The sequence below is a fragment of the Parashewanella tropica genome (genome assembly GCF_004358445.1).
Classification (GTDB): Bacteria; Pseudomonadota; Gammaproteobacteria; order Enterobacterales; family Shewanellaceae; genus Parashewanella; species Parashewanella tropica.
The window spans coordinates 2,930,853-2,947,159 of sequence record NZ_CP037951.1 but is presented as its reverse complement, the minus strand read 5'-3'; the positions used below and the strand labels follow the sequence as shown (position 1 = coordinate 2,947,159).

The 16,307-nt window shown below is 39.7% G+C and carries 11 protein-coding genes and 1 other RNA gene; 7 read left to right on the top strand and 5 right to left on the bottom strand.

What is annotated here, in order from left to right; all coding sequences use genetic code 11:
• Positions 1 to 24 precede the first annotated feature (24 nt).
• Positions 25 to 1,356, bottom strand: coding sequence for an FAD-dependent 5-carboxymethylaminomethyl-2-thiouridine(34) oxidoreductase MnmC1 (gene mnmC1, locus E2H97_RS12910; RefSeq protein WP_133407513.1), 1,332 nt, complete (start codon positions 1,354 to 1,356; stop codon positions 25 to 27).
• Between the two features lie 169 nt (positions 1,357 to 1,525).
• On the opposite strand from mnmC1, the gene fabB reads away from it, so the two are divergent.
• The 5 genes from fabB to E2H97_RS12885 all read left to right on the top strand — a co-directional run bounded on the left by fabB (position 1,526) and on the right by E2H97_RS12885 (position 8,049).
• Positions 1,526 to 2,737, top strand: a complete 1,212-nt coding sequence (gene fabB, locus E2H97_RS12905; protein ID WP_133407512.1) for a beta-ketoacyl-ACP synthase I — start codon at positions 1,526 to 1,528, stop codon at positions 2,735 to 2,737.
• A 227-nt stretch (positions 2,738 to 2,964) separates the two neighbouring features.
• Positions 2,965 to 3,062: signal recognition particle sRNA small type (gene ffs, locus E2H97_RS12900), an RNA gene on the top strand.
• 193 nt (positions 3,063 to 3,255) lie between these two features.
• Positions 3,256 to 5,016 (top strand): hypothetical protein, encoded by a 1,761-nt coding sequence (locus E2H97_RS12895; RefSeq protein ID WP_133407511.1) that lies wholly within the window; start codon positions 3,256 to 3,258, stop codon positions 5,014 to 5,016.
• Between the two features lie 298 nt (positions 5,017 to 5,314).
• Positions 5,315 to 7,486 carry a hypothetical protein gene (locus E2H97_RS12890; RefSeq protein WP_133407510.1) on the top strand — a complete coding sequence of 724 codons (2,172 nt, stop codon included), beginning with the start codon at positions 5,315 to 5,317 and terminating at the stop codon, positions 7,484 to 7,486.
• 59 nt (positions 7,487 to 7,545) lie between these two features.
• A complete protein-coding gene (locus E2H97_RS12885) occupies positions 7,546 to 8,049 on the top strand; it encodes a hypothetical protein (protein ID WP_133407509.1) in 504 nt (167 codons plus the stop codon).
• On the opposite strand, the gene E2H97_RS12880 is transcribed toward E2H97_RS12885, so the two are convergent.
• The 4 genes from E2H97_RS12880 to dinG are packed head-to-tail and all read right to left on the bottom strand — an operon-like array spanning position 8,030 to position 12,442.
• A complete protein-coding gene (locus E2H97_RS12880) occupies positions 8,030 to 8,935 on the bottom strand; it encodes a histone deacetylase family protein (RefSeq protein ID WP_133407508.1) in 906 nt (301 codons plus the stop codon). The genes E2H97_RS12885 and E2H97_RS12880 overlap by 20 nt on opposite strands.
• Before the next feature lie 7 nt (positions 8,936 to 8,942).
• Positions 8,943 to 9,605 (bottom strand): primosomal replication protein, encoded by a 663-nt coding sequence (locus E2H97_RS12875; RefSeq protein ID WP_133407507.1) that lies wholly within the window; start codon positions 9,603 to 9,605, stop codon positions 8,943 to 8,945.
• Positions 9,602 to 10,369 carry a sulfite exporter TauE/SafE family protein gene (locus E2H97_RS12870; protein ID WP_133407506.1) on the bottom strand — a complete coding sequence of 256 codons (768 nt, stop codon included), beginning with the start codon at positions 10,367 to 10,369 and terminating at the stop codon, positions 9,602 to 9,604. The genes E2H97_RS12875 and E2H97_RS12870 overlap by 4 nt, the downstream gene beginning before the upstream one ends.
• Positions 10,370 to 12,442 carry an ATP-dependent DNA helicase DinG gene (gene dinG / locus E2H97_RS12865; protein WP_133407505.1) on the bottom strand — a complete coding sequence of 691 codons (2,073 nt, stop codon included), beginning with the start codon at positions 12,440 to 12,442 and terminating at the stop codon, positions 10,370 to 10,372. It lies immediately after the preceding gene.
• A 143-nt stretch (positions 12,443 to 12,585) separates the two neighbouring features.
• On the opposite strand from dinG, the gene E2H97_RS12860 reads away from it, so the two are divergent.
• On the top strand, positions 12,586 to 14,940 hold the full coding sequence (locus E2H97_RS12860; RefSeq protein WP_133407504.1) for a DNA polymerase II: 2,355 nt from the start codon (positions 12,586 to 12,588) through the stop codon (positions 14,938 to 14,940).
• 113 nt (positions 14,941 to 15,053) lie between these two features.
• Positions 15,054 to 16,223, top strand: a complete 1,170-nt coding sequence (locus E2H97_RS12855; protein WP_133407503.1) for a porin — start codon at positions 15,054 to 15,056, stop codon at positions 16,221 to 16,223.
• Positions 16,224 to 16,307: the final 84 nt, after the last annotated feature.

The window sequence follows — 16,307 nt, the reverse complement described above, 5'->3', positions numbered from 1 at the left end:
TGGCTTATGCAGAGCTGAGGTTATTTAATAAATCGGCCGATTTTTAATAAGCTTTCTTAACCAGAGGCGGTTTGGATTCATTCTTTCTAGATACTCTTCCGAAAGTGGCGTTTTTTCATTACATAAAATACATGCCAGTGTTTCAGCCGCTAAAGCACCAGAACATAAACCTCGAGATCCTAAAGCACCTAAAATATACAGTCCTTCAAAATGGGCTGGACGTGTCTCTTTCCAATATTGTTCAGCAAGCTTTTTGTTGTTCTTATCTAGTGCTTTTTGTTGTTTAACGATTTCTGGGTAGTTTGGTGCTAAACCAAGCATTGGAAAATGATCTCGAGTCACTAATCTAACCCCAACTCTTGCCGAATTTCCTGTGATATCGATATCAGATACCCAGTTCGATTCACCAAAGCTCTGTTGCATTTTTTCCAAATTACCTAATTGCTCATAAGGTTGGAAATCACGGTTAAGATCGTCTTTAACATAGCTTGCTCCCATACAATGCAATTGGTTATGTTGTGGTGTGATGTAACCATGTGCACATAACACAGCTTTCATTTTTTTAAGATCGTTTCGGCTGGGAATATGGCTTACTTGCCCACGAAAATTTGACGCTGGAATATACTGAGTTTGTTCAAAGTTGATCAAACCAGAACCACAAGCATTTACTACTGTTTTATAAGGGCCAAATTGTTGTTCATTAGTATGCAGCAGCCAGCCTTTTTCCGTTTGCTCGAAAGAGGTAATTTTGCTGTTAAATCTAATTTGAACATCTGCTAAGGTTTGTGCTTTGGCAAATACCGCTTGAGTTAACTCTGCAGGGCAAACCCATCCGCCTAAAGGGTAAAATGCACCGTCTTTATTTATGTCTAAACCAGCCAAATCATTTGCTGCTTGAGCTGAAATAGCTTGGACTATGTCCTGCGGCCAATCTTGAGCGTGCAATATTTTGTTTAATCTATCAGTCGATCTTTGGTTATAGCCTGTTTGCAGAACGCCACAAAAATCATGACTGACATGAAACCCTTCAGTATGGAGTTGCTGAATACGATTTCGGCTGAATAAAAAAGCTTGCTGATAAAATTGACTGAGCAAATCATTTTCAGGTGTGAGTAATGGATATAGAGCCCCTTGTTTATTGCCTGAGGCGCCTTGTGCAAGGGCATTGTCTTTGCAAAATAACCGTACGGTCTTGCCTCTTTGCGCCAATGATAACGCTAAATGTACACTTGCAAGACCACCACCAACGATAGCTATTTGCTCTTGAGAATTTTCAGGCACTTGAAAAGGTGGGAGCATTTCTTCACAATTCACTTTAATCTCATTGGCTTTATCGTTAACGATTTGATGAGTCACAACAATTTACCCGTTACATGCTTCAAAGAGGCGTATTTTACCTGTTGTTTTGGAAAGCTGACCACTTTAACTCGGTAAAACCGCTACTATTGTCGCAGAATTTTGGGTACAACGGTTTTTTCTTTTGTTTTAAAAAGGTAAAAACCAGTACAGAATGGATAGTTAACACATGAAAAGAGTCGTCATTAGTGGAATTGGTGTTGTTTCTAGTATTGGTAACAACAAGCAGGAAGTGATTGAATCTCTGAAAGCTGGTCGCAGTGGAATCACTTATTCAGAGCAGTTCGAAGAAATGAATCTTCGTAGCCGTGTTTGGGGTGACATTAAGCTAGATCCTAAAGAACATATCGATCGTAAGGCATTACGCTTTATGGGAGATGCAGCCGCATACGCATACATTGCAATGCAAGAGGCGATTGAAGATGCGCAGCTAAACGAAGACCAAATTAGCAACCCAAGAACAGGTCTTGTTGTTGGTACTGGTGGTGCGTCATCAAAAAACCAAGTAGAAGCTGCTGACACTCTTCGTAGCCGTGGTGTTAAACGTGTAGGTCCTTACGTAGTACCTCGCATTATGTCTAGTACTTCAAGTGCTTGTTTGGCAACTCCTTTCAAAATTAAAGGCCACAACTATTCAATCAGTTCAGCATGTGCGACCAGTGCACACTGTATTGGTCATGCCGTTGAGCTTATCCAGCTTGGTAAACAAGATATGGTTTTTGCTGGTGGTTCTGAAGAAGTAGATTGGACCTTAGCTATGGGCTTTGACGCGATGGGTGCGTTATCGACAAGCTATAACGATACTCCAGAACAAGCTTCACGTACTTATGATGCTGACCGTGATGGTTTCGTAATCTCTGGTGGTGGTGCAATAGTGGTTGTTGAAGAACTTGAGCACGCCCTAGCACGCGGTGCAAAAATTTACGCTGAAATAGTAGGTTATGGTGCATCTTCAGATGGCTATGACATGGTTGCACCATCTGGTGAAGGTGCGGTTCGTTGTATGCGTGAAGCAATGGCGAATGTTGAAGGTAAGATTGATTACATCAACACTCATGGCACTTCGACTCCAGTAGGTGATACTCGCGAACTTGAAGCTATTCAAGAAGTATTTGGTAACGACTGCCCACCAACGGCATCAACCAAATCAATGACTGGACACGCTTTAGGTGCAGCAGGTGCACACGAAGCAATTTACAGCCTGTTAATGATGGAAAATGGCTTTATCGCACCAAGTATCAACGTTGAAACCCTTGATGAAAAAGCACAAGGTTTAAATATTGTGACTGAATACCAAGAAGCTGAGCTAAACACTGTAATGAGCAACAGTTTTGGTTTTGGTGGTACTAACGCAACGTTAGTGATGAAGAAATATAAATAATTTCTGAAGTCAAAAAATAGATCTCGTGAATGCAGAGCCACATCATTTGATGTGGCTCTGTTGTATCAAAACTTCCTGAGTTTATTTGTCTCTATTTTCCTTTTGAGCAGATGTTGCTCACTTAACATCAGAATTGCTTGATTCTATCAGTAATTACTTGATTGACCTTGTTGGATAAGGGATAATTCGACCCGTCTTCAAAGTCTTTGAAGAATTCAATGGTGACCCTAGGGTCCCCCCGCAATGATACCTTGTGGACTCGGTCAGGCCTGGAAGGGAGCAGCCGCAGCAAGCGACTCATGTGCCGGGGTGCTGGCTCTAGGGAAACCTCCAAAATTTTTCACCTTATGTTTTCCAATAATCTTGAAATAGCGTCATTGTTAGTACTATAAAATTTCGTATCGTAACTTTTAAAGTTAACTACACGTTAATATTTTTTTAGTCTTATTCATTCATGGTTGTTGTTAACTAAACTTGGTATCTAACCTTTCAACTCCGTTATTTTATTGGAGCCACTAATGGCTACATTACTAGAGCGACCAGCAAGTACTCATAGTGACTCATTAACTTCAAGTATTAGTGAGGGGATTGAATATGTTGAGTATGAAGATGAAAATTTAGATATTGGTGATCATAAGTATCGAGTAACTCAGAAAGGTGATTGGTTTACTGACAGAGATGAAATGTATTTCTTTGTACAATCTGAGCCACCGTATAGAGATGCCCGTTATGCTGGGTGTCAGAATCGTATTAAAAGATCAGACTCTTCCAGTGAAGTAAAGCCTTTCAAAATGTTGTCTTCATCAGAGGCGCGTTTAATAGCTTTCGAATTAATGGGCAGCGAAAATCCTGCGCTTTGGAGCCCTCAAAAGTTTGTAAAGCAAATCATAGAAAGAACTGAAGATGACCTATCTTGGAAGATTGGAGAAGTTCTTCTTGAGGAGCTAAAGGCTGGCAGACCACAGCCTATTATAGGCTTTAAGCAAACTTGTGATGAAATGAAGTCAGAGCTCAGAAAGTTTTTAAAATTCAAAGAAGTTTCAAGTGAAAATAAAGTTGGGATAGTACAATTTATATCGCAATTATCTGAACTTGAGAACTCTGGCTATCCTTATCAAGAATCTTTACAAGTTAGTTTTATTTTTCCTTTAATACAAGGGCTTGTTTATAACGATTTTAAAAATAAAGCTTGTTGGAAAAAAGCGCTTAAAGATTGTGGTATTGCAGAAATAGATGCTCGATATCAAAAGGCCGGATTTTCAAAAACTGCTTCTGTAAGTGATGTTTTAAATTTACCGTTTCACTTAATGTTTGAAGAAGCTTCAGAAGAGCAGCATCTTCATATTGAAGAAGTCATAAAGCATATATCAGCAATTTCTGGTATCCCAGCCCGTGCAGGACGCACTCGATTCACTGTCGAAAATTTAGTAAGTGATTTTACTCAAAATTGGAAAGAAAAGCTCTATTTCCCATCATTCACTGAGCTAACGGATAAAAGCTTATCGTTAGCATCCCATACGCCTTTTGTTCCTTGGGGATTTACAAAAGCAATTAAAGTTGACCATGACAGTGGAAATATGTCCTGTGTATTTTTTTCATTGCATGATTTACTACATGAGCTTGATATATGCTCCCATTGTTGTAAATACGGTGAATATAAGGTTGTTATTGGGTTATTTTACAACGTGCTACCTAGGTTGCCAAAGCCTCTAATGTATTGCGTGAGGGGCTATTCATTTTTATGGTGGCATGAAGAATTCGATAGAAGTTGGAATTATAACCCAACGAGCTATTTGGATTTAAAAACATTGTATGCAGCAACCGATACAGTAAATTGTTATGCTCGAACTCGTTGGAAAGATTGGACTTCTAGTCAGTTAGTGCCTTTAAAAAATGATAGTTTAATCAGAACTATGTTTTTATTTAGTGAGGGAGGCATACCAACCGCTCATAGTTGGAAAAGGCAGCTAACAAGTTCCGAATTCAGATATGAAAAGTTGAAGAAAAGACTGCAATTTTGTCATTCATCCCATACATTTTCTCCTGAAAACAAAAAGAAAAAACAGAATTTATGTGATGATTTAACAAGCTATGTCGCTAGTTATTATAGAGAAAATAACGTTTATTCGCTTTTTGATGATAAATTAAAGAGCGCAGAAATAATGTATATACTATTTAATAAAGAATGGTCAAAATGTGTAATTTCTGAAAAACTGGAGCTAATTAAGGTGATCTTTTCCAAAGATGCTGAATATATTTGGGAAAGGTACGAGTTGTAATTTTTCTAATCTACAGTTTCTGCTCTTTATTGTTCTAGTTTGATATTTCTTTAGTCTACTATACTTCATGAGTGCTATAACTCAGTCAAATCATATTGCTGTATTTATCATTCCTTTTCAAATGCATTCGGTTAGAACCTTCTCGCTTCTTCATTATTTAGAGTTAATTTACCTAAAAAATACAGCTAGATAGGTTAGCGAATATTAATCTGCGCTGACAATTGATAGAATAAATTTGCCCTAAAAATCATCAAAATTATATCCTCGCCCTATTGCATATAAGACTTTAGGGGGAGATATGGCTGCAGGTACTGCTGATCTTACTGTCACTCCGCAATATCAACCAGGAATGCTTACCGAGGATCATACTTCTATAAATTCCGGTATTTCCCCAGAAGGGAACGAAAAGACACCGTTGATCTCTACTTCGAGAGATGGGCAAGCAGTTCAAGGTGCTAGGCCTGTTAACTTGCGAGCAAGAGCTCGGTGGCACAGTACATTATTCAAAGTGAACCAAGTGGCATTAGCGGGTTTAAAAGAAATACCATTTCCCGATTTACTTGAAAGTGCTTTAGTTGATTTACAAAGAGAAGAACTGGAGGCCATTGAAGCGCGAAGAAAAGAACTCGCGGCGGAGGTTGCAGTGGCTCGGAAGGACACAGTTCTTAATTTGATTAAAGTCATTTTGGCTGCTTGTGCAGCAGCTGTTGCATATTATTACTGGTTAGGCTATGGGAATATCGCCTATTTAACCATCGCTATTTTGCTTTCTCTCACGGTCGGGTTGAATAGCTCAAATGGGGTGACTTCTTTCATTAATTGGCGTCGGCTTGCTGCCGGTGAAAGGGGGCTGCCTTTAGGGGGGGATGCCATTGGTAATCTAGGGTATTTAGGGGCGTCTTATCTTACAGATGATGAAGGCATTCGATCCACTACAGGTGGCATAGCTTCTTTACTTGTTAATGAAACATTACGATTAGGAACTGGGGTCGTGTCTTCTTCAACTCCTGCTGGTTTAATAAATGCCACTGATGTACTTGAGAAAGGCGATGCCTTATTAAAAAAAGGGGAGCAATATATCGGCCAACGCATCAAAGGGTTAGATATAACTCTTGAAAAGTTAACAAAATTGAAGCGAATTACAAAGAAAGAGAGGTTTGAAGCTGACCAATTTCGAGAACGCTTTGAAACTTTATATGAACAGTACTGGTATCATAAACTAGACCTAAACGCTTATCGACATGGGTTAATAAAGTTAATTGATGATGTGAAAGTTAAGGTGAGTACTTTACGTGTCGAAGTAAGGGATGATTATCAATTAGCTAAAAAATGGGGAAGTTGTTGGGATAGTTTACCTGAAGATACTAAGAAACAATTACCCGAGTTAAAGTCCATAAGGCGGGCTACACGTGCAGTTCTTCACCCTCATTTGGATGATGATGCAGAAGGTTCACTTCATTTATTAGGTATCGATCCTGCCAGTTTAAGTTTACATCATGAAGATGAACAACCTTATGTTGAACAAGCTGAAAAGGATATTGCAGAGACAGAGGCTCAAATCGACCAAGCTTGCGCGGGAATACAAAAAAAGAGTGTTCATTATGCAGGCAGAGATTTGTGTTTTCAAACGGCTAAAACTCCTTTTGCTATTGCTGGTTTTTTGGGGTTAGGAGCAGCAGCGTATCTGACAGTTGGGCTGGATGGGATCCCTGTTATGACATTTATGTTAGGGAACGCAGTAATAGCTGTATTGGATTTAGAGAAAGCTTTCGCTAACTACTTTAGGCTAAGGAGGGGGGAACCCCCGCTCCCAATTGGTAAGGACAGCATTGGCCTTGGATTTTATGAATCATTGAAGTTAGTGGGAGTTGGTGAACAAAGCGCTAAAAGCTGGGGAACAAAAGCAGCGACTTTAGTTCGTTACTTATTTAATACGGGAGCCTCTGCAACTCAAAGTGATGTGATGGATCAAATAAAACAAGTTCAGAAGGTTGCCGATGCGGCTAAACCTTTGCTAGAGAAAATCGATCAGTTTGAACAAGATCAAAAACAGTTAGATAAAGAAGAGTCAGAGCTACAGTTGAAGCTTCAAAAGCTTGACCTAGATTTAAAGGGAAAATTGAAAGGGGAACTTAAGGCAACGAGTCAAGCACATAGGGAACATATTCAAAACATTCGACGGGTAGCGAGTATAAAAATTAACGTTCAAATGGCATTGATGGCTCACTATATAGCATTAAAAGAAGAGTTACCGGATGAGATAAAGGCCTTTAAGAAGCAATTTATCGCAGATGTTAATGGAGTAACACCGACTACAACCCCTGAAGTAATACATGCCTTAAAGAAAATTTTTCATTCTTTACCAAAAGAAGCTCAAGATGAGCTAAATAAAACCATTGATGTAATAGCTAAGCTTGAGAGTTGCTTCAGTAAGCCCCTTGAACCACAAGTTGAGACTACAGATTCTTAAATTCTACTTTCAATATATTCAGATTTTAATTCAGATGACAAAAGTTATGCGAGGTGAAAATGGCAGTATCTGGAGTTCAAGGAGTCGTATACTGGGGGGAATGTCGAGACGGAGAGCAATTCTATAACTTATCCAAAGTTAGCATTGAGATCGCAAGTCAGAATCTTGATGAAAATCGTCGGGTGAAAATTCCGCTTTTAGTGCAAAAGGGTGGAACAGGAGATAAATTTATTCCTCATAAGCTCTTCTTTTCTGTTGAAAAGCAAGCTGACCAGCAACAAGATACTTTTATTGTCACATTAGTTGAGGGAGATGAATTAATATCTTCTTTTCTATCCCAAGAGCAGCAAAGTACATTGCGAAGTTATTTATCTACCGAAATATCTGATCTCCGAATTGCTGTGAAGAAAGATCATAAGTCCATGTTGCTTGGAGCTGGGAGAGTGAAAGCAACAGAAGGTTATTTGTATGAAAGGAGAGATACAGATGTTGATGAGAAATTAGCGCAAGTACTAAAAAGAAGAAAACAAGCACAAAAAAAGCCTAAATGCATAATTTTGTAGCTTGTTGAATCAAGTTGAAGTGGCGTTGTATTAACTGTTGCTTATCACGGCTATAGCCACCGCCAATAACAGCGGCAATAGGGATATGGTGCTGCTTTGCGAGTGTAAATACTAACTTATCTCGTTGCGCAATACCTTGGTCACAAATATTAAGATAACCTAAGTCATCATCTTGATGGATATCAACACCAGCGTCATACAGAATCAAGTCAGGTTGATGTAAACGAATGAGTAAGTTTAACGTTTCTTCAACTGTTGCAAGATAATCATCATTTGAAGTGCCTTTATCGAGTTCGATATCATAATCTGAAAGCGCTTTTCTGGCTGGGAAATTTTTACCGCAATGTAACGAGCAGGTGATGATGCTGTCGTTTCCTTGTGCCATTGTTGCAGTACCGTCCCCTTGGTGAACATCGCAATCAAAAATCAAGACGTTATCTACATTGGGTTCCTTTAATGCTTGCACCGCTGCATATATAAGATCATTAAAAACACAAAAGCCACTACCAAAATCATAATGGGCATGATGGTAGCCACCTGTTAGATGTATTGCTCTTCCATGCTCTAATGCCAATTTTGCGGTTAATGCGGTTCCTGCTATTGAATGCCTACTTCGGTAAACTAATTTTTCACTCCAAGGAAAGCCAATTCGTCGCATTACTTTAGGGTCAATAGTATTGTTAAACAAGCTTTCCACATAATCAGGGCAATGAATGGTTTTGATGTCATCAATACTGGCTGGTTCTGGCATGTAGAACTGTTGTGGATTGGCTAATTGATTATCCAATAAGTACTGATAAATATCGCGATATTTGCTGGTGGGAAAGCGATGGTTGCTTGGTAAATCTAAATCAGAATATGAAGGGTGATAAACAATTGGCAGCATTAGAATGTTAGTAGCCTTTTTTTGAATTTGGACGTTCAAACAATGCAATGCGTTCTTCAATGTAGCTGATAGCTTGGCGGCACTTCCCTAAACGCTTGTGGGTTTGCAATATTTCATGCTGAAGTTTGAGCTTTTCTCTGCTTGAGCATGACGATAGTTGTAAATCCAGAGCATGAATTTTTTGCTCAATGCGAGATGCCCAGTTCAAATGCTTATTCAGTTCATCATAAAGCTTGTGAGAACTTTGCATAACGTTACTGGCAATCCATTCAAACCCGCTGCTTTCATGCACCTTTTGTTGTTTATTTAGGTATCTAGCCCTCGATGATGCTTTAGTTTGACGAGCGGCCTTTAAATTGATGTTGGTGGTGGCTAAAGCCCGCTTAACCGCTGAGAACTGATCTTGAATCTGTTGACAGCTGATTTCAATCGCTTCTTTATTCAACCCTACTCGCAAACGTTTTTCCAGTTGTTGAATTTGCGTTCGGATCTGATGAATACAAGGCTGAAGTTTTGCTCCAGTTTGTAAAAAAAGTTGGGCATTGAATCTATCAGTATTTTGTAGCAGTTTGCATTCACCCTGAGCAAGCTTGGCATCGTGCTGTAACACTTCTTGTTCAAGTTTATTCAGTTGCTCGACTAACTTACTTATCAAGGCTAATGAATTCAAAACCAGTTGCTCCATGCTAGGTGAATGGACATGACAATGACCACACTTATGAATATTGGTTTTATTACTTTCGAACCAAAACGAATAGCAAAGCGCGCCCCAATAAATGAGCCTAGCATCATGAATAAGCCCATAGCTATGCCAATATCATACATTACATCTGACTGTAGCATGAATACGACTAAGGCGGTGACATTACTTACTAAGGTCATAGATCTTGCTAGTCCACAGCAGTTCAATGTTGGAAGAGAGTACAACTTTGAAGCTGATAAGGTCCAAAATGCACCAATGCCTGGGCCTGCAAATCCATCATAACCACCAAGAAAGAAACCGCTAAGCCACTGCTTGATTTTATTAGGAGGTTGACTAGGACTGATTTCATTTTTACAGCCAATCGCGTTTGGGCTGAATAAGGTGTATAGGGCAACAGAAATGATGAGCAAAGGTAAAATCAATTCGAGCCAATAGTTATCAATTGCAAGTACTAAAAAGCTACCAAAAACGGCACCGACAAAAGTGGCAATGGCGGTGTTATACCAAAGTGCTGGAGTAAAGAACTGCTGTCTAAAATAGGTCATTGCGGACGTAAATGAACCAAAACAGGCAGCAAGTTTATTTGTGCCTAAGGCAACATGAGGAGGCATACCAACAGAAAGTAAAGCAGGAATTGACAGTAATCCACCGCCACCGACCACGGCGTCAATAAAGCCGGCAACAATACTTACTCCCGATAAAATCAGCCAATGGCTACTTTCTAGTAACATTTATTCAACCACCCTACGAAAAGGTGGTAAGGCATCTAAGAGTGATTTACCGTAGCGCTTGGTGAGTAAACGACGGTCGAGAATTGTGACACGTCCATAGTCGAGCTCTTTTCTTAATAGTCGACCACAACTTTGAATAAGTTTTCTAGAGGCATCTGGTACGGTTAGCTGTAAAAATGGATTACCGCCTTTGAGCTTGATGTATTCCGCATGAGCTTGTTCAACTGGTGAGGTTGGCACCGCAAATGGAAGTTTAGTCACAATGAGATTCGTTAAATAATCTCCGGGTAAATCTAAACCTTCTGAAAAACTACCAGTACCAAAGATAATGCTGGGCTTATTGTCATCACAGCGCTGGAAGTGCTGTTTGAGTAGTTCTTGTCTTGGAGCTGAACCTTGTATCAATACAGGTGTTTTCAATTTTGATTCTAATAGTTCACTGACTTTATCCATTTGCCAATATGAGGCAAATAACACTAGGGTTGCAGCTTCACCTTCTACGAGTTGAAAAATCTTGTCCGCTAACTCTTGAGTGAAGTTATCGTCCGTTGGCTCACATTGCATTTTAGGTAAATACAAAGTGCCGTTATTTTCATAGTCAAAGGGAGATTGTAAGGCTAAGTAGCGGCTGCCGTCATTTAAGGTTAATCCAACTTGATGGCAGAAGTGATCGAATTTGTTTAACGCCCTTAATGTCGCGCTGCATAACACTACGCCAGCTGCTTTTTGCCATAATAAGTTTTCGAGCATAAAGCCGACTTCAATAGGGGAGGCTTGCAGTAAGTAATCGCCTTGCTTACCTGATAATAATTCTGCCCATCGAGCAGACGGCGCACCTTTGGCTGAGTCTTCTTTTGCCATGGAACGCCAGAGCTTGCTGACACCCTCTAGGCGCTGCATCATAAAGCCTGTTTCAGTTAACAGTGATTCAGCTTGATGCTTTGGTATTTCGCCGTCTTTGATGGCTTCGTTTAAAATACTTTGCACTTTGGCAAATTGCTTTACCGCAGATTTTGAAGCTGTGGCTAGGTTTTCTGCTGGTATCTTTAGCTGCTCTGGGAGCTTGCCATGTTCAAAGCGCCAGCGTGACTCTTGGTTATTAAATAGCTTTAAATGTGAATCAAAAAACTGTGAAACCAGCTTTGAACCAGACATCATCTCTGCAATATGATCTTGTAAATTTTGCGCAGGTGAAATGACCGAATCACTCTTGATTTGGTTTTGCAGCTTACTCACGGTTTTCATCAGCTTTTCTAACCAATCAGCTGTTGCTTTAACTGTAGATTGAGCGCTGCTAAAGTCACGAGCTACTGTTGGTAAGTGATGTGCTTCGTCAATGACATAATAACTGTCTTCAGGATCGGGTAAAATCACACCTCCACCCAATTCAAGATCAGCAAACAACAAGCTGTGGTTTACGATCAACACATCCCAAGTATCCATTTCGTCACGTGCTGAATGGAATGGGCATAACCTGTGATTTGGCTGCATACGATGGCAGGAATGTTTATCTGATGAAATCTGCTGCCAAAGATGATCTGGAATTGGGCGCTTTAAAGTATCAATCTCGCCGTTCCATTTACCTTCATGGAAATCTTTTAGGAGCTGCTCAAGTAGTTTAATTTGAGTTTGATCGGGCTTGGTTTGCCACATAGCTACCTGACCACCCGAATCAGTGCCAATCATCATTTCTAATTTTGATAGGCAAACATAACGCTGACGACCTTTGACTAAACCGAACTTGAATCCTAGCTCGGCTTGCTGGTGGAAGAAAGGAATGTCTTTATGCAGAAGCTGCTCTTGCAGAGCAACAGTCGCGGTTGCGATGATGACTTTCTTTTTTTGCTCTAAGGCAAGTGGGATTGTGCCTAATAGATAAGATAGGGATTTACCAATCCCTGTACCAGCTTCAACGACAACAATTCGGCGATGTTTATCGTATTCGCCAGCAAGCGTTTTTGATATTTCTGCCACCATGTAGTTTTGCTCACGGCGAGATACAAAGTTTGGCAAGGCTGCGGCAATGTCTTTGTAAATAGCGCGAATGCGAGTTTTTATTTTAGTTGTGAGCATAATTTGGTAGCAAGATTATCCGTTGTTGGTATTAGCCATTTCTAACAGTCGAGAATGGCATTCCATATATAACTGTATATATTAACAGGTTTAGTGCAAAATGCTTATTAGAATTTTTAGGTAATACCTCGGTAACCGTTTAAATGTCTCAGCAAATTATCACAGGTAAAGTATTAACTCGTCGATTGAAAAATGATGGGAAACAGAACTTATTGGAATACTTTATAGCCACTGAAAATGGCTGTATTCAAGTTGATATTGCGTCTGCTGATTGGATTTGTTTTTGTCATCAATCTGATTTACCCAAGTTAAAACAAATCGCGCCTTCTGTGAACTTTCAAGCTCAAACAGTCGAATTAAAAAGCTTTAAGCTCCAACCTGTCAGTGCGCTCTATGTAAAATCCAGTCGTGATATGAGCTTACTGAGACGCATCGCTACTGAATATAGTATTCCGTTATTTGAGTCTGATATTCGACCTGAACATAGATATTTAATTGAACGGTTTATTGCTTTTGATGTCGATTTTTTCGGTCAATTTGTTGCGTCAGATCGCTTTTCTACACCAAGGTTTATTGCAGATAAAGCAAGAAGTGCCAAGCAACCAAGTCAACACAAGCTTAAAAGCGTATCACTCGATTTCGAATGTGCAATGGATGGAGAGCTGTATTCAGTAGGGCTATATAGTGACAACCACCAAACGGTGTTTATGGTGGGAGAAGCCATTGAAGATGCGCCAGATTATTTACATTTTGTCGATAATGAGCATCAACTCATTTTAGCCTTGTTAGATTGGTTTAAAGAATGCGATCCTGACATCATCATTGGTTGGGCAGTAGTGACGTTTGATTTAAGTCTACTTTATCGCAGAGCCAAATATCACAAAATACCGTTAACTTTAGGTCGTAACCAAAGCTTGTTAACTTGGAAAGTCGAAGAAAAACATCGCCCTGAAACGCTCTCCCTGCCGGGGCGGGTAGTATTAGATGGTATTGATTGGCTTAAAGCGGCGTTTTATCAGTTTGAGAGCTTTTCGCTAGAGTTTGTGGCTCAGGAGTTACTTGGAGAAGGCAAAGCGATTGATGATGTTAAAAATCGTGGCACTAAAATCACCGACTTATTTCATCAAGATAAATTGGTGTTAGCACATTACAACTTAACGGATTGTCGTTTGGTTTGGGAAATCTTTGAGAAAACTCAACTATGGCAGTTTGCGATTGCAAGGAGTGAACTCACAGGGCTAGAACTTGGTCGCGTTGGTGCTTCGGTGGCGGCATTTAACAATCTATATTTACCTCACTTGCATCGTAGTGGTTATGTAGCACCGCAATTTCCTGCTAGTCAGGGATTAGAAAGTCCAGGTGGGTACGTTATGGATTCAATACCAGGTCTGTATAAGAACGTGTTGGTATTAGATTATAAAAGTCTATACCCATCAATAATCCGAACATTTTTAATAGACCCCAAAGGCTTAATTGAAGGTGAAGCAGACGCGAATAGTGACAATGTTTCCGGATTCTTAGGTGCCAGCTTTAGTCGTCATAAGCCTATTCTTCCTAACTTAATTGCTAAGCTAAACGAGCAACGTGATTTGGCTAAAAAAGATGACAATCAACCCCTCTCTCAAGCGATAAAAATCATCATGAACTCCATGTATGGCGTACTTGGCTCAACAGGTTGTGTGTTTCACGATGCAAAGTTAGCAAGTTCTATAACAATGCGCGGTCATGAGATCATGAAGCAAACGAAAGTGTGGATTGAAGAACTGGGTCACAAAGTCATATATGGAGATACTGATTCAACGTTTGTTTGGGTTGAAGACCGAGAGGCTGATTTTGATGAGATTGGAGGTGAATTAGTCAAAATTATAAATGCTAACTGGCAGAATAAAATACAAAAAGAATATGAACTGGACAGTTTTTTAGTGCTTGAGTTCGAAAAACATTATGAACAATTTTTCATGCCTACTTTGCGTGGTTCTGAGCAAGGGAGCAAAAAGCGATACGTCGGACAATATAGAGATAAAAATAAGCAACTTACCTTGTCATTCAAAGGAATGGAAAATGTAAGGCACGATTGGAGTCAAATTGCTAGAAGGATTCAATTTGAATTGTTTGAGCGACTGTTCAATGGTCAACCTTTGAGTCAGTACTTAAGTGAGCAGCTTTCAAAACTGAAAAACGCTGATCTAGATAACGAACTAATTTTTAAAAGAAAACTAACAAGACCGCTTGAAGACTACACGGCTAAATCATCGCCTCATGTAAAAGTTGCTCACCAATTGCTTGTATTAACTGGTGACCCCAAATACAGCAAGCGGGGCTGTAAAATTGAATATATCAACACTCTAGCGGGTTCTGAACCCGTAAGCCTTAGAACTTCACCTATTGATTATGATTACTACATCGATAAACAAATAAAGCCAATCGCTGAACCTATTTTTGCCGTAACCAATGAGAGTTTAGTGCAAGTGTTAAGTAACCAGTTAAGCTTGATATGAATATTTCCAATATAATCCAGTGTTTACATTAATAAAGATTAATTTCAATAACTTGGAGTGCCTATATGCTTTTGTTATAAGAGCGAAACATTTAACTGTATAGGTCACTCGATATGAAAAAATCCTTTTTAGCAACTGCTGTAGCGGGGTTAATGTTATCTCCTGTTGTGTTCGCTGCTCAGTTATATGACAACGGCAACACATCAATTACAGGTTCAGGTGCTATAGGTGCCGCGGTTGTAAATACTAATAGCAAGACTGAAGTCATCAATGGTGGCAGTAAAGTTCACTTAGATTTTACACACAAATTGCAAAATGACTGGAAAGTATTTGGTGCTTATGAGTGGGGAGTCAGCCTAGCAGGCAGCCCTGAGCTTAAAGTAAACAATGATGCCTTAGTTTCTGATCAAAAAAGTGATTTTTTCTATAATCGTTTAGGGTATGTCGGCTTATCACACCCAGTATACGGCAGTCTTGCTATCGGCAAAATGTGGAGTGCTTGGTGGGATGTAGTAAAAGATACCGATAATGGCGCGATTTGGGATGGTCTAGCAGCTGGTGTTTATACCTTTAAAAGTGACGGTGGCGTAAACGGTGTTGGTCGTAGTGATCAAACCATCCAATATCGTAATACGTTCGGTAACTTAAGTGTCGCTGTTCAAGCCCAAGTTAAAGAGAACGACTTTAAAATTGATCCAACCTCTCCTAACTCTCCATTTCCTGCTAAAGGCACTGTCCCAGCTAACATCGCATACAAAAATACTTATGGTATCGGATTACGTTACAAAGTCGTTCCAATGGTTACTGTAACAGCAGGTTATAACCGAGGTAAATTCGATATTGCCTACAACAATGGTTCTAAAGCCAGTGATGTCGATAAAATTTATGGCGGCGGCATCGTATACGGAGACTGGGATACCGCTGGTTTCTATGCGGCTGCAAACTACAATCAAACCACTTACCATGATGTTGATAACATTGGACGCTTGATCCCTAAATCAAAAGGCGTTGAAGCTGAAGCGGCTTACTTATTAGACAACGGTCTGCGTTTCTATGTTGAGTACGATGTCCTGAATGCTGGCAATGATTACAAACAAGCCTATGCTGGTGATACCTTTAAACGAGCTAACATCATTGGAAGTCTCCAATATCAAGTTGATCCACAAACATTACTTTACGTCGAAGGTCGGGTTGATAAGAGTGACTTCAAAGGTACCCACGAAACGGCTATGAAACCAGCCGATGATGATGGTATCGGTGTAGGTATCAAATACAGCTTTTAACAGCTAACTAGAAGTTACATTTTACAAAATATTAAAAACTGGGTTCTTCCCAGTTTTTTTATGTTTACATCTTTCAAAGCCTCT

Coding starts and splice junctions, on each gene's coding strand:
- E2H97_RS12855 (WP_133407503.1), top strand. CDS start 15,054: ATGAAAAAATCCTTTTTAGCAACTGCTGTAGCGGGGTTAATGTTATCT.
- E2H97_RS12860 (WP_133407504.1), top strand. CDS start 12,586: ATGTCTCAGCAAATTATCACAGGTAAAGTATTAACTCGTCGATTGAAA.
- E2H97_RS12885 (WP_133407509.1), top strand. CDS start 7,546: ATGGCAGTATCTGGAGTTCAAGGAGTCGTATACTGGGGGGAATGTCGA.
- E2H97_RS12895 (WP_133407511.1), top strand. CDS start 3,256: ATGGCTACATTACTAGAGCGACCAGCAAGTACTCATAGTGACTCATTA.
- fabB (WP_133407512.1), top strand. CDS start 1,526: ATGAAAAGAGTCGTCATTAGTGGAATTGGTGTTGTTTCTAGTATTGGT.
- E2H97_RS12880 (WP_133407508.1), bottom strand. CDS start 8,935: ATGCTGCCAATTGTTTATCACCCTTCATATTCTGATTTAGATTTACCA.
- E2H97_RS12890 (WP_133407510.1), top strand. CDS start 5,315: ATGGCTGCAGGTACTGCTGATCTTACTGTCACTCCGCAATATCAACCA.
- E2H97_RS12870 (WP_133407506.1), bottom strand. CDS start 10,369: ATGTTACTAGAAAGTAGCCATTGGCTGATTTTATCGGGAGTAAGTATT.
- dinG (WP_133407505.1), bottom strand. CDS start 12,442: ATGCTCACAACTAAAATAAAAACTCGCATTCGCGCTATTTACAAAGAC.